The organism is Vibrio navarrensis, from assembly GCF_015767675.1.
Classification (GTDB): Bacteria; Pseudomonadota; Gammaproteobacteria; order Enterobacterales; family Vibrionaceae; genus Vibrio.
Window position 1 is genome coordinate 164,534 of record NZ_CP065218.1, and the last position, 13,586, is coordinate 178,119.

At 46.5% G+C, this 13,586-nt stretch carries 12 protein-coding genes and 2 pseudogenes; 4 read left to right on the forward strand and 10 right to left on the reverse strand.

The window, feature by feature from the left end; genetic code table 11:
• Positions 1-62 precede the first annotated feature (62 nt).
• The 3 genes and pseudogenes from I3X05_RS17555 to cra form a co-directional block, all read right to left on the reverse strand.
• Positions 63-238: pseudogene (locus I3X05_RS17555) on the reverse strand (IS3 family transposase); the annotation flags it as partial.
• A pseudogene (locus I3X05_RS17560) lies at positions 234-350 on the reverse strand (transposase); the annotation flags it as partial. The pseudogenes I3X05_RS17560 and I3X05_RS17555, both read right to left, overlap by 5 nt.
• Before the next feature lie 22 nt (positions 351-372).
• On the reverse strand, positions 373-1,353 hold the full coding sequence (gene cra / locus I3X05_RS17565) for a catabolite repressor/activator (protein WP_337971347.1): 981 nt from the start codon (positions 1,351-1,353) through the stop codon (positions 373-375).
• Positions 1,354-1,646: 293 nt separating this feature from the next.
• On the opposite strand from cra, the gene fruB reads away from it, so the two are divergent.
• The 4 genes from fruB (at position 1,647) to I3X05_RS17585 (ending at position 6,384) form a co-directional block, all read left to right on the forward strand.
• The gene (fruB, locus tag I3X05_RS17570) at positions 1,647-2,786 is read left to right on the forward strand and encodes a fused PTS fructose transporter subunit IIA/HPr protein (protein ID WP_193167659.1); all 1,140 of its coding nucleotides are present in this window, start codon (positions 1,647-1,649) and stop codon (positions 2,784-2,786) included.
• A gap of 12 nt (positions 2,787-2,798) precedes the next feature.
• The gene (gene pfkB / locus I3X05_RS17575; RefSeq protein ID WP_337971348.1) at positions 2,799-3,758 is read left to right on the forward strand and encodes a 1-phosphofructokinase; all 960 of its coding nucleotides are present in this window, start codon (positions 2,799-2,801) and stop codon (positions 3,756-3,758) included.
• Positions 3,759-3,794: 36 nt separating this feature from the next.
• Positions 3,795-5,540 carry a PTS fructose transporter subunit IIBC gene (fruA, locus tag I3X05_RS17580; RefSeq protein WP_193187214.1) on the forward strand — a complete coding sequence of 582 codons (1,746 nt, stop codon included), beginning with the start codon at positions 3,795-3,797 and terminating at the stop codon, positions 5,538-5,540.
• Between the two features lie 271 nt (positions 5,541-5,811).
• Positions 5,812-6,384 carry a porin family protein gene (locus tag I3X05_RS17585; RefSeq protein ID WP_045572187.1) on the forward strand — a complete coding sequence of 191 codons (573 nt, stop codon included), beginning with the start codon at positions 5,812-5,814 and terminating at the stop codon, positions 6,382-6,384.
• A 73-nt stretch (positions 6,385-6,457) separates the two neighbouring features.
• Here I3X05_RS17585 and I3X05_RS17590 read toward each other — a convergent pair whose 3' ends face one another.
• The 7 genes from I3X05_RS17590 to I3X05_RS17620 all read right to left on the reverse strand — a co-directional run bounded on the left by I3X05_RS17590 (position 6,458) and on the right by I3X05_RS17620 (position 13,438).
• Positions 6,458-7,270: a hypothetical protein gene (locus I3X05_RS17590; RefSeq protein ID WP_337971349.1), complete on the reverse strand. Its 813-nt coding sequence runs from the start codon at positions 7,268-7,270 to the stop codon at positions 6,458-6,460.
• Between the two features lie 29 nt (positions 7,271-7,299).
• Entirely contained in the window at positions 7,300-8,463 is a 1,164-nt protein-coding gene (locus I3X05_RS17595) for an MFS transporter (RefSeq protein WP_337971350.1), read from the reverse strand.
• Complete coding sequence (locus I3X05_RS17600; RefSeq protein WP_045572184.1) at positions 8,457-9,293, reverse strand: hypothetical protein; 837 nt, start codon at positions 9,291-9,293, stop codon at positions 8,457-8,459. Before I3X05_RS17600 ends, I3X05_RS17595 begins: the two co-directional genes overlap by 7 nt.
• Positions 9,293-10,558, reverse strand: a complete 1,266-nt coding sequence (locus I3X05_RS17605; RefSeq protein WP_337971351.1) for a radical SAM protein — start codon at positions 10,556-10,558, stop codon at positions 9,293-9,295. The genes I3X05_RS17600 and I3X05_RS17605 overlap by 1 nt, the downstream gene beginning before the upstream one ends.
• 181 nt (positions 10,559-10,739) lie before the next feature.
• A complete protein-coding gene (locus I3X05_RS17610; protein ID WP_337971352.1) occupies positions 10,740-12,017 on the reverse strand; it encodes a glycosyltransferase family 2 protein in 1,278 nt (425 codons plus the stop codon).
• Between the two features lie 52 nt (positions 12,018-12,069).
• Positions 12,070-12,480 carry a hypothetical protein gene (locus tag I3X05_RS17615; protein ID WP_337971353.1) on the reverse strand — a complete coding sequence of 137 codons (411 nt, stop codon included), beginning with the start codon at positions 12,478-12,480 and terminating at the stop codon, positions 12,070-12,072.
• Between the two features lie 304 nt (positions 12,481-12,784).
• Positions 12,785-13,438 carry a hypothetical protein gene (locus tag I3X05_RS17620; protein ID WP_337971354.1) on the reverse strand — a complete coding sequence of 218 codons (654 nt, stop codon included), beginning with the start codon at positions 13,436-13,438 and terminating at the stop codon, positions 12,785-12,787.
• Between the last annotated feature and the right edge of the window lie 148 nt (positions 13,439-13,586).

The following is a 13,586-nucleotide window of genomic DNA, read 5'->3' on the forward strand; positions in this document are numbered from 1 at the left end:
GGGTGATTCAGGGGGTTCCGTCGCAAAGTGAGTGGCCTGCACCTGCAATACTGGACACTGAATTAAGCGACATTTTGATTTTCAAAATTAACTTGGCTTAGATACCCAAAAGAGCGCTGTGCCTTCTTGTCCGATTATAATCAACTTCTATGTACTCAAACACTGTATGGCGCATCGCCTCTCTCGTCATCATCGGTTCATATTGGATCGCTTCAACTTTCTTGGAGTGGAGGGTTGATGAACAGATGAAGTTTGAAGCCAAAGGACCAGCCCATAGTCCCCTTTCTGCGGCGGGCGACACCTTCAAACACTTTGTTTCTTTTGACCCAGATGATGTGGCAAACCTCAATCTTGGGCTTTATTTTACCAACACTACATCCTGCGTACGATTTTACGTGGGATCAGCTCAACCCCTGGTTTGTAGCGTTTGGCTGAGGCGTTGAGTGCCAATTCCAGCGCGCTGTCGGCAATCAGCTCAAACTGTTGTGGTAATGAGTTCACTTTAAACGGCAGAAAATCCAACAAGCGATTATCACCAAACGTGGCCAGTTTTAGCGCGTCAATCAACTCCGGCTCTTCGAGAAGCACATCCAGCACACCTTCTAAAAGTGTGTAAGACGTCGTGATGATGGCGTCGGGAACGCGGTTTTGCGCTATCCATAAGCGCATAATTCGATAGCCCTCATCGCGATGAAAATGCTCGCCATAGGCAGATTGCACCGTTTTTCCCCACTTGCGCAGCGCCGACTCATACCCTTGGTGACGCTCACGTGAGATGGTCAACTCTGGCAAAGCGCCAAGCAAACCGATGGTGTGTATCTCATCACTCACTAATGAACTGGTGAGCTCGAATGCCGCGCCAAAATCTTCACTGACAACGCAACTAAAGTGCTCATCATCTAAAGGACGGTCAAGGGCGATCACTGGCGTGCCCGCTTGCTGCATCTTGAAGTAGTAGTCATTGGCATCCGGCATACTGGTCGCGACAAACAGCGCATCAATGCGTCGACTCACCAGCGCTTCCGCCACTTTTTGTTCGGTATCAGGGTCATCGTCAGAACAGCCAATCAAAATTTGGTAGCCCGCTTTGCGCGAGTTTTGCTCAAGCAGTTTTGCCAGCCGCGCATAACTGGTGTTTTCGAGATCGGGAATAATCAAACCAAAGGATCGCGAGTTCCCTGCTCTTAGGGACGATGCCGCATGATCGGGGCGAAAATTGTACTCTTCCACCACAGCCATCACTTTCATTTGCGTCTTTTCGCTGATCCGATATTTCTGCGCTTTGCCATTAATGACATAGCTGGCTGTGGTCTTAGATACACCAGCCAACTTGGCGATTTCATCTAGGGTCATTGTTCTCACCTTAATCTGTGCGCCGGATCATAGAATCCGCGTCTTGATCTTAAACTCGGTTGAATTATACGCTGAATCGATTCAGTATAAAAGCTGAAAGGATTCAGCAAATTTTGAAAGTTGCCCCAACTCAAGCTTAACGGGACAACAGAGCGCACAGCATAGGTATTCATAGAGAAAGTACCGTTTGCTGAATTTTTTTAAATGACTTGCTGAATCGGTTCAGCTGAAAATACAGCACTAGACTAAGAACCGAACCATGAACGAGTGCCACACAAAGGCTAAGAGGCAACATGCTTAAACTCAATGAATCAGATATCACTCTACAACAGAGTGCCGAGAACAAACTGGACGCCATCCGCCACATTGCAGCGGCTTTAACTAGCAAAGGCCTCGTTGCCGAAGGTTATGTACAAGGCATGCTCAACCGTGAAGGACAAAACTCAACATTTCTCGGTAACGGCATCGCCATTCCACATGGCACCACCGATACACGTGATTTGGTCAAACAGACCGGAGTGGCGGTTTACCACTTCCCACAAGGAGTCGATTGGGGTGATGGCAACACCGCTTATCTGGCGATTGGGATTGCGGCCAAATCCGACGAACACTTAGGCATTTTGAAGCAACTCACCAAAGTACTCAGCGCAGATGGCGTTGAAGCGCGTTTAAAGCAAGCCTCCACAGCCAAAGAGATCATCGCGCTATTAAATGGTGAAGTGCAACTTGAAGCGGAATTTGACGCCGCATCTATCCAGTTGCAATTCCCTGCCAGCGATATGGTGCAGATGAGTGCAGTGGCTGGCGGTTTGCTGAAAAACAGTGGTTGCAGTGATGCCAGTTTTGTTGCGGATTTAGTCACCAAAGCACCAACCCATCTTGGTGGCGGTTTATGGTTGGTCGGCAGCCATGTCGGTGTCTCTCGCACAGCGGTTTCTTTTGTAACCACAGCCAATCACTGTGAATACAACAACCTGCCAGTTAAAGGTCTGCTGGCGTTTTCTGCCTGTAACGATGCGCACCAGCCCATTCTGGCCAACCTTACCCAACTCGTATTCGACAAACAGCAATCGACTCTGCTAAGCGCCAGCGCAGAACAAGTCATCGCGCTGTTGAAAGGCGAAGAAAGCAACGCGACCAGCGACACATCCAGCGCTGGCAATGTCGCGGTGTTTAAGATCAAAAATGCTCACGGCCTGCATGCCAGACCTGGTGCGATGTTGGTGGCTGAAGCGAAGAAGTTTGAATCGACGATCAAAGTATCGAACCTCAACGGTGACGGCTCTACCGTCAACGCCAAGAGCTTAATGAAAGTGATTGCGCTGGGTGTCAAACATGGCCACCAGTTGCAGTTCACCGCAGAAGGCCCAGACGCCCCCCAAGCGCTAGAAGCGATTGGTGCCGCTATCTCATCAGGCTTGGGTGAAGGCTAAAAGGTGGCGAGCATGAGTAACAAGACCAATAACGTTGTCACCATTACCCTCAATCCAGCGCTTGATCTCACTGGCAGCTTAGCAGCATTGAATATCGGTTCAGTGAGCTTGGTTAACCAGAGCAGCCTGCACGCTGCGGGCAAAGGGGTTAATGTGGCGAAAGTGCTGAGCGATCTTGGCGCGAAGGTCACGGTAACCGGGTTTCTTGGCAAAGATAACCCAGAAATGTTTCATCAGCTGTTTAGTGACATTGGTGCGCACGATGAGTTTGTCTATGTCAACGGCGCAACTCGCATCAATGTCAAGTTGGTGGAAGCGGATGGCCGCGTGAATGACATCAACTTCCCAGGCGTCACCGTCAGCAGTGAAGACATTTCCGCGTTCGAACAGACATTGCAGCGCTTGATGGCCGACCATCAGTACTTTGTTTTTGCTGGAAGCTTGCCACAAGGCGTCAGCCCAGAGCAGTGCGCTAAATGGATTGCTCTGCTACAAAGCGAAGGCAAAAACGTCCTGTTTGACAGCAGCCGCGCGGCCTTAAAAGCCGGCCTAGAAGCAACACCTTGGCTGATCAAACCCAACGATGAAGAGCTCAGCGAGTTTGTCGGTCAACCATTAACTTGCCGAGAAGCCTGCCAAAACGCGGCGCAAAGCTTGGCGGAAAAAGGCATCGCCAACGTGGTGGTATCGATGGGTGCTGAAGGTGTGATGTGGCTGAATGACCAGCAATGGTTGTGCGCACAGCCACCAAAAATGGCTGTGGTCAGCACCGTTGGTGCGGGCGATACCCTCGTTGCGGGGCTCTGCTGGGGCCACATGCAACAGATGCCAAAAGCCGAATTATTGAAGTTTGCCACCGCGTTGTCCGCTATGGCGGTCACGCAGGTTGGCGTGGGATTAACCAGCCAGCAAGAGTTGGAAAATATACAACAAAGAACGCAAGTTCAACTGCTCTGTACTGAAGCGAACTAACGCCAGTGCAAGCTACGAGACAAGAAGGTTAACAGTATGAAAATTGCAATTATCACTGCCTGCCCTAGTGGCGTCGCAAACAGCATCATCGCTGCCGGATTGCTAGAAAAAGCGGCTAAAGCCCTGAACTGGGATGCCAGCATTGAATGTCAATCAACGGTAATGGACTCCGCTACACTGACCGAGCAGCAAATCGCCGCCGCCGAAGTGGTGGTTATCGCCGCCAATACGGAGGTGGATGACCGCCGCTTCGTCGGTAAAAAAGTCTATCGCGCTTCGATAGATCAAGTTACCAGCGATGCTGGTGCCTTTCTACAAACCGCCGCCAGTCAAGCGCAGTTGCTTGAGAAAGCGTCGGTGACCACCAGCCAAACGGCACCCGCGGCAGCAACTAAGAAAATTGTCGCTATCACCGCTTGCCCAACTGGCGTCGCTCATACATTTATGGCGGCAGAAGCGTTAGAAGAAGAAGGCAAACGTCGTGGACACCAAATCAAAGTGGAAACTCGCGGCTCTGTCGGCGCGAAAAACCAACTTACCACACAAGAGATTGCAGAAGCGGATCTGGTGATCATCGCCGCCGATATCGAAGTGCCATTAGAGCGTTTCAACGGCAAAAAAATGTACCGCACAAAAACGGGTCCAGCGCTGAAGAAAACTGGCGAAGAGATGGACAAAGCGTTTGCTCAAGCCACTGTTTATCAGCATTCTGGCTCCGCCAACGCCTCTTCTGAGACAGAAGAGAAAAAAGGCGTGTACAAACACCTGATGACTGGCGTGTCGCACATGCTGCCTGTGGTTGTCGCGGGTGGTTTGATCATCGCCCTCTCTTTCGTCTTTGGTATCGAAGCATTTAAAGAAGAAGGGACCTTAGCCGCTGCCCTGATGACGATTGGTGGTGGCTCCGCTTTCGCCCTGATGATCCCAGTTTTGGCGGGCTTTATCGCTTTCTCTATCGCCGACCGCCCAGGGCTTGCACCGGGCCTTATCGGTGGCATGCTGGCAAGTTCGACAGGCGCTGGCTTCCTTGGTGGTATTGCAGCCGGCTTTATTGCAGGTTACTCGGCGAAATTCATTGCCGACAAAGTTCAGTTGCCACAGTCGATGGAAGCGCTGAAACCCATTTTAATCATCCCGTTTATCGCCAGCTTAATCACCGGCCTCACCATGATCTACATCGTCGGCGGCCCTGTCTCTGGCATCATGAGCGCCATGACTGAGTTCTTAAATAACATGGGTTCAGCCAACGCAGTGCTGCTGGGTGTGATCCTTGGCGCGATGATGTGTTTCGACCTAGGTGGTCCGGTGAATAAAGCGGCATACACTTTTGGTGTCGGTCTACTGGCTTCACAAACTTACGCGCCAATGGCGGCCATTATGGCGGCGGGCATGGTGCCAGCGCTGGGTATGGGCTTGGCGACCTTCCTCGCTCGTGACAAATTTGAGCCAAGCGAGCGTGAAGCGGGTAAAGCCTCCTTTGTACTTGGCCTGTGCTTTATCTCTGAAGGTGCGATTCCATTTGCAGCGAAAGATCCAATGCGTGTCATCCCCGCTTGTATGGCTGGCGGCGCATTGACTGGAGCTCTTTCTATGCTGTTTGGCGCGAAGCTGATGGCACCTCACGGCGGCTTGTTTGTTCTACTGATCCCTAACGCGATCACACCGGTACTGATGTACTTAGTCGCGATTGCTGCGGGTACCGCGCTGACTGGCTTTGGCTACGCGTTTCTCAAAAACCGCACTGAGCAAAAAGAAGCAGCAACCGCACCATCCAACGCTTGAACCTTGATGCGCTAAATCCCCCCGATTTGGCCTTTCACACCTCCCCATGCGGGAGGTGTTTTTTTTATCCGTTACACCTTCAGCCCTCAGTGTCCATAACCCTAACTTATGGGCAAATAACCTACTATTTGGCTATCAACCTAGCCAACGCTTAAATGTGACTCAATTTTGAGACATTGCATTTCTCTGACAAATCAATACTTGCACTACTCCTCACTTTCCATAAAATGCACAGCGTTTTATTACAAATAACAAAACGGATAACAATATAATGAAAAAACGACTTCTTGCGCTTGCTGTCATTTCTGCTTTCGCGCAAGCGAACGACCAAAGCACAACAACAACTAACGATGTTTCTGGTTTTTACCTAGGTGGAGGCTTGGGTACGACAACGGTTGAAACCGACGCTAACTGGTATAATGACCCTCGATTGGATTCGAGCGATAACTCTTACAAGTTGATCGCAGGTTATCAGATCAACCGTATTGTCGGCATCGAGACACAATACACCCGTTATGGTGACATCTACTCTAAGAACTTAGAGACACGCCAGTACATTAAACCAGAAAATTTTGCGGTGATGGCCAACCTTGGTTACACCTTCGACAACGGCTGGCGCCCTTTTGGCACCATTGGCCTAGGCAAAACTGAGCTCAGTGCGTTCGGCGATTCACTCAAAGAGACATCAGTCCACGTTGGTGTCGGCGGTGAATACTCGCCAAAAGAGCTGAAAAACCTTAACTTCCGTCTTGCTTACGAAGTCGACTCAGCCAAGTTTGACAAACTGGATGATACGACCGTTACTCTCGGTACATTTTACCTAGGCGCTAGCTACAAATTCTAATCTGTGGACCAACTCCTAGAACAAAAGGTTGCCTCGGCAACCTTTTTTCTGCCTATCAATCAACAAAATACAACTACAACTGGCTTTCCTGCACACTCTGATTGCCTGCAATCGCGACATAATCCGTATATATTTGCGGCGCGCCAGAAAAAGAAGCCAATGTTCTCCATTCAGCATACATCTGTTCAGTATCCGGATGCTCCGCGACAAACTGCATAGCCTTGTCAGTCGAAACATCCATATCGGGATGAAATGCGTTAAGCGAATCTAGGCTTTCAATAATCAACATAACCGCATACTGATCTAAGCGATTGCCTCCCTGACCTTTGAGCAGATGAAATTTCCATCCGGGATAGTCTTCAATGCGACCAATATTGTTGGTGATAAATTCTTCAAACTGCACTGGAGTCACGCTGGGCTTTAACGCCAGATTATGAATACCAACCACACGCTCAATTTTCTCCTCGCCGAGCACATTGCGGTAATTCGGGCCTTTTGGCAGTGAACTGTTGTTATTTTCAGCGACTAAGCTGTAGTAAGTATAAAGTGTTGGCAGCTCTGTAAACGATGCAAAACTCTTCCACTCTTCAATCAGAACAAGGGTTTGCGGATGTTGCTGCCAAAACTCATGCGCCTTAACCGTCAACTCGCCATTGCTATCTACGTATCGAGCGTAGGTTGCCGCATCTTTTGCTTGATAAAGCATCAAGTATTGATGTTCCCGCTCTCCTCTCAGGCCACGAAGCAATGTCCACTGCCAGTCAGGATAGGCTGGGATATGCACTCCTTTGCATTGAGCAAAATCCTCAAACTGCTGAGAAGCAATCCCTCTTTTCAGGTTGATACCCACATAATGTATCGAGAATACGGGTGTTGAACTTTTCATAGCACTTTCCTTCTTAGGCGTCGATTGCGTTATCGAGTTATCTTTCTAGCCTTCAGCGTAACCAGCAACAGACAGAAAATGGTGCTACCCAATGCGACTGTGAGGTTAACAGAGTGAGCGATAAAACCAACAAGGGCAGGCCCAACGAGCAGGCCAACGTAGCCAATGAGTGTGACTGCGGGAAAAGCCAGATTGGCTGGTACCTGCGTTTGATTGCCAGCCGCATTAAATAAAATAGGAACGATGTTTGCTATCCCGAGACCAACCAAGATAAGCCCAATGAAGGTAAGCCATGTGAGATGGGTTGCGATCATCAGCACTAAGCCTGAAATGGCCAGTAGGCTACCAAAAAGCAGTATGCGGTAGCATCCCATCGCATTGATAAGACGATCGCCATACAGACGAGCAATGGTCACCGCGACCGCGTACAGGGTAAAACCTAGACCCGCTTGAGACTTAGCGACACCGAGTTCTGTATGAAGAAAGAGTGCCGACCAATCCAACATTGCCCCTTCCGTTAAGAAAACGAAGAAACAAAGCAAGGCAATAAAGGCGACTTTAGACTGGGCAAGTGCACTCAACACGCCTCGTTTATGTTCGTTACTCACTTCCACCGCGGGTAATAGATCCCGAGCAGCGATCAACAGAAGCAACATCAAGATGCAGGCAATCAAGCTTGTGGCAAGTTGCGGTGGCATCCCACTCCACAGCAGCGCACTGACGCAACCCGCACCGGCAATACTGCCAAGGCTGTAGAAACCATGAAATCCAGACATTTTCGCCTGACCACTTTCGCGCTCAACAACGATTGCCTGTGAGTTCATTGCCACATCCATAATTCCATTAACAGCACCAAACAGCAGTAAAGCGGCACTCATCAATACCAGTTCATCTATTAACGTCAGCAAGGGCAAATCAAGACACAATAAAATGCCCGCGCTTACCAGTATTTTCCGACAGCCAAACTTAGTAAGAAGTTGACTCGTAATCGGCATGATCAGCATCGAGCCTGCACCAATACAAAACAGCATTAAGCCAAGTAGGCCGTCGTCAATCTCTAAACGCAACTTGGCGAATGGAATCAAAGGAGCCCAAGCCGACATGCCAACTCCCGCGAGAAAAAAGATGATTCGAGTTGCGATTTGCTGGCGAAAATTACTCGTTGCACTGGTTTTTACCAGGAGCTCTAGCATAACGGCGATGTCTCCGAGTCTGTGGAACTCTGCGCAACGCAAAGATAATCGGTATAAATCTGCGGTGATCCAGAAAATGACGCGAACTGTTTCCACTCCTCATACATTTGTTTGGTATCACGGTGTGCTTTGGCAAAGCTCACTGCCGCGTCAGTTGCGATATCGGGCTCTGGATAGAAAACATCCAATGCCGCGAGGCTGGCTATTTCCATCATCACAACGTATTGGTCAAGGCGATTGCCGCGCTCCCCTTTGAGTAAACGAAACTTCCAATCTGGGTAGTCTTCTATCCGCTGATGATTGTCTGCAATGAAGCGTTCAAACTGCTGCGCGGTCACTCCTTCACGCAACGCCACGTTGTGAATGCCGATAACGCGGGCGATGGTATCTTCATTTGGGCTCTGAGCAGCCTGATATCTTGGGCCTTGTGTCACGTTGCTTTTGACATTCTCAGCCACAAGGCGATAGTCGGTAAAAAGCGTCGGGAGTTGGCTAAATGTCGCCAATTTGCGCCATTGGTGCAAAATCGCCAGGGAATCCGCATGTTGTTGCCAAAAAGCATGAGCGAATACGGTTCTTTCTCCTGTGCGGTTTACGTATCGATCGCGCTGCTTTGTACTTTCAATTTCATAGAGCATGAGGTACTGCCCTACTCGTTCACCGCGCAGACCACGCAGCAGCGTCCAATTCCAGCCCGGATAGTTCGGGAGATGGACACCTTGTTCCCGAACAAAAGATTCAAACTGCGCCTGAGTAACACCCGCTTCGGTATCAATACCGATGTAGTAAAAGCTAAAAACTGGTTTTGTGGATAAAGTTTGCACCTTCATTAACCGTCTCCCTCACCGATTGTCATCGAAAACTGGGTGTTAATAATCGCTTCCACCAAGGTGACACCAATTGGCGTGAGGGTGATCTTATTGCCACTGATGGTGACCAGTGCTTTGCGCTCCAAACGTTTTAGCGTGTGATAGATGGTTGGATTGTCAAATAAGCTTTTCCCATCAAACCGCATTTGGAACACGCTATCGTCGACAGGTACTAACGTCGAAAGCGCCATTTTCACTGCATTCACTTCACGTTGGTTTGCCGAAAAGCCTCGGCTTTCTTCGATGGGCATACGATCTTGATCCAGCGCTTCTTTATACCGCTTATAACTGGTGATATTGATGGCCTCAGAAAGACGAGACTTGGAACTGCCACCCAGCCCTATCGCGACTTCTGGGTATTGTTGATCGAGATCGGTGATCAGCCCTTTCCACTTCTCAGCGGGTTGGTCATTGCGGTGAAAGTACATGGTGGGATGTTCGGTGTAGCGCTTGGCCAATGAGTTTTCGATAAGCTCGCGCATTTGGTACTGTTTACCTAGCCCAGGAAAAGTCATGTTGTTAATACTAATCAGCCCTTTCTTTTGCCAAAGGCTTTCACGCTCACCTGATACGCCAGTGCGGTGTTTAATGAACTCATCTAAATGCAGTTTTGTCCACACCACATGAGAGAGATCGAGTTCCAGCGTCTTTTGCATGTCGAACTTAACGTCATCGACACTTTGCCCAAGCATGCCGTAGATAAGGTCCACGCTCACCCAATCAATACCGATTTCTCGTGCTTGATGGATCGTCTCTTCACACTCGTCTGCCGTGTGCATACGCCCACAAGCGGAGATGATTTCATCTTTAAACGATTGTGTACCAAAACTTATTTTACTGAAGCCGAGCTCTTTCAATAACTCAAGATAATCTCTTTTCAGCGTCCCAGGTTCTCCTTCAAAGCGCATCGTGGCATGCGAGAAGTTAAAGTGACTTTTGTAAAACGCCATCATGCGACGCAACTCTGGCCCAGGTAACAGTGATGGCGTGCCGCCAAAAATATTAAACTCAGCCACTTCAACGTTTGCCAAACTAGGCACTCGCTTTAGCCACATTTGTGCTTCCTTGATGTTGAAATTCACCACATCATTAAACACTTGCTGCGACGAGGGCGCTTTGGGATTGAGGATCACCGTCGGGTACTGACAGAAGTGACAACGATAGCGACAAGTTGGAATGTAAGCCCATAAATGAATTTTACCCGCCTTTTTAATGTCACTTTCCATGTCGGAAAAAAATTGCCTAAAGGATAATCGACAATGTCTCCTGGAAAGACGTGACAACCGAACGGATCTTTATAAACGTATTCAAGAAAAGCGTGATTTTCCGGTTGAGCCAAAAATGAGCCGACTAACGGAACTGGGTAGTTTTCATCGATATCCAGAAGAGATTGCAATGCATCACTCATTAGAAGACCCCTCCATTGCCGAAATAGTTATGCGCCTCTCCCGATTCCCTGTCTTCACAGAAATAATGAACAAAGCGTTTAAAATCCTCCTCTTGCACGGATTCAAAACACGTTGGCAAGGGCGGTGGAAAACCAATTTCATCGCCAACAGCGCGGCGCATTGCCGAAAAAAGTGCGTCGCGATATTCAAAATACAGGCGGTATGCAGGTGTTTTGTAAGCGTGTATTGCTTTGAAATCCACAATACGCATTTCATGTTTTATTTCATGAATACGTCGATATAACTCATCAGCAAGAGATTGTGAAAAGAAGTCTCGTACCGCTGGATTCTCTAACAACATATAAGGATTAAGCAGGACTGGTAGAATAATATTCTTGGGTGTGTAGTCTTTAACAGAATAGAACCAAGCCTGCTGAGATTGCTCCACGTTGGTATCGGATAGCCTCGTATTCTGCTTTTCGCTCTCCGGTCTAACATCCTTCATAATAATGATGCCATCTTTGCCATAGGCGATACCACTAATGACCTCGTCAAGAATAGTATCTACTCGCCTACTATTAATTTCCACATAAGCGTGTTTGGCATAAACAGGTTTACCACCATATGCGATGATCTTAATGCCGAAATCCCAGTCATCAGACAAATGTTCGACAAATCGTCCTTTATTCAATTGGTAAAGTATTTCGATGCCACCTATCGCGTCATAAAGGCGACGCTCTACACCAAAACCTTTACCATCGGGGAATCCACCAAATAATGAGAAAGAGAAATCACGCAGACGCAACGTTTTTTGTATTTCGTTAAACAGATTTGGACGAGTTTTGAAGTCTTCTGCATTGTAGTAGTAGTTGCAAGTGCCCAAATCCCCATTTTGGGTGACCATGGTATTGACCAGCTCATACAACCAGTAGTCATTGACTGTACAATCTGCGTCTGCAGAAACAATATAATGTTTTCTGCTTTTGCCTAATCGGCTATCACGCGCCTTAGAGCGTAAAGAGGCGTAATCCATGCCTCGTTTTCTTGCAGAAGAAACGCCTTGAACCTTCTCATCGATAACGTAAATATCCAGTTCTGGATTGCACCTAGAAAACGCGTTAATCTTTGCTACTGAATCATCAGTTGAATTGTTATCAACAATAATCAATTCATAAGTATCATGAGTAACTAACTCATTTTTAGTTTTTTGATTAAATAATGACTGCAATACTGCATCAATACGAACACTTTCATTATAGACAGGTAGCACTACAGATATTAATATCGAATCTCTCATAATCCCTCCAGAATAGCGATGATTTAAAACACGAATAAATATATTTTTAACGTTATTTAATATTAAAGAATTCTGTCACGTTACTAGAGAGAACCCGGCGACCTAAGTGGAAGTTTTCTTCTGCTACACGTTTCATTTCTTTGCTATTATTAAGAAATTTATATAATTCAAAGATAAATTCATTTGTTGGTAATCCATCTTGCTCAGCAGATATTTCCATAATTGGTGCTTTGAAACCGTATTGACCATAGACCTCATGATAATATTCATAACTCGTTGCTATATAGCAACGTTGTTGGCTTACGGCTTCACCAATTGGGTTGCCATAACTGTCGTAATCATAGGACGTTAGAAAGGAGACTAAATCGCAAGAAAAATATAGGTCTTCAATACAAATTGGATCGAATTCTGTTTTAATATCTTCGTGCGGTAATGCGCCTAAGAATTTAACATATCTACTCACCTTATTTCTTCAGCAAAAGATATTAATTTTTGATAACATTGATTGTCTTCATTTATATCACCAGCAATAACTAAAAACACTCTTCTTTTACTATTTGACTCTTCGAACATTTCATTCAACTTACTGACTAAGATTATATCTCTATCTAATCTTTTCTGGAAAATGACTCTCGTCGTTCGAGCAATTAAAATATCATTACTGTTTATGTTGAGTTGACACCTGATGTTAGTTCTTTTGCCTACAGTAGAGAAATTGTAAGTATTCTTCTTAACTTTGACTTCCACATTATGGTTGCACCACTCTTCTAAGTTTTTTTCAAGTCATTATTGAGTGTTACGTAGGTAATATACCTAGATTTCACAGGTTTAACCGCATAAGTGTAAGGAGGAAGACCATACTTCATTATTGCCTTTTCACTGTTCCACATTAAGTCATTATCTCGCCATATGACAAAGTTATCCAAATTATTTTGATAACCATATTTATCAATTGCAATATATAACGCTTTCGTGTAGATAATATTTTCTGGTAGCGTTCCGTTTTCTACAACAACATGGCCTATATCAAGTTTCTGCCAGCAAGCAACGATAAGATCTGAAATTTCTTCTGCTGTCTTCTCTATTTTCATCAGAAGAGAACTGACTTCCTCATCCGAAATATACAGACTTTTATTGATGAGTGTATTGTGAACATACTCGATAAATGCTGTGTTGTAGTTTGCTATAGAGGTAATAGCTTCAATTCTGATTAACTTGAACACATCTCGATAGATATCTTTTTCAATGCCATAAGGTTTGTTAAACTTCCCTTTATCAACTTTAATGTCATACCCCAAATCCAAGTACGATTGAATCCCTTTCATTTTGAGTGATTTGGCAATCTTAGCGGCTTCAACAGTAATACCGGATACTGCAACCGCATCGAATGAGATAAATATTGCACTTTTTTTATATGTCATGTGCTTACCTCTACATCCCTGCTGGCAAAAAACATATATATCAACAGATTAAATATCACCTAGATACATTCACTAAATTAAGTCTAGCGTTTAACTTTTCTTAAAATCCAGAGTGATATTCGGAACAAACCGTTCCAAAGGAGCACGG

Excerpts from the sequence above, each read along its gene's own strand:
- I3X05_RS17595 (WP_337971350.1), bottom strand. The coding sequence starts at position 8,463 with ATGCTAGAGCTCCTGGTAAAAACCAGTGCAACGAGTAATTTTCGCCAG.
- pfkB (WP_337971348.1), top strand. The coding sequence starts at position 2,799 with ATGAGTAACAAGACCAATAACGTTGTCACCATTACCCTCAATCCAGCG.
- I3X05_RS17610 (WP_337971352.1), bottom strand. The coding sequence starts at position 12,017 with ATGAGAGATTCGATATTAATATCTGTAGTGCTACCTGTCTATAATGAA.
- fruA (WP_193187214.1), top strand. The coding sequence starts at position 3,795 with ATGAAAATTGCAATTATCACTGCCTGCCCTAGTGGCGTCGCAAACAGC.
- cra (WP_337971347.1), bottom strand. The coding sequence starts at position 1,353 with ATGACCCTAGATGAAATCGCCAAGTTGGCTGGTGTATCTAAGACCACA.
- I3X05_RS17620 (WP_337971354.1), bottom strand. The coding sequence starts at position 13,438 with ATGACATATAAAAAAAGTGCAATATTTATCTCATTCGATGCGGTTGCA.
- I3X05_RS17585 (WP_045572187.1), top strand. The coding sequence starts at position 5,812 with ATGAAAAAACGACTTCTTGCGCTTGCTGTCATTTCTGCTTTCGCGCAA.
- I3X05_RS17605 (WP_337971351.1), bottom strand. The coding sequence starts at position 10,558 with ATGGAAAGTGACATTAAAAAGGCGGGTAAAATTCATTTATGGGCTTAC.
- fruB (WP_193167659.1), top strand. The coding sequence starts at position 1,647 with ATGCTTAAACTCAATGAATCAGATATCACTCTACAACAGAGTGCCGAG.
- I3X05_RS17590 (WP_337971349.1), bottom strand. The coding sequence starts at position 7,270 with ATGAAAAGTTCAACACCCGTATTCTCGATACATTATGTGGGTATCAAC.
- I3X05_RS17600 (WP_045572184.1), bottom strand. The coding sequence starts at position 9,293 with ATGAAGGTGCAAACTTTATCCACAAAACCAGTTTTTAGCTTTTACTAC.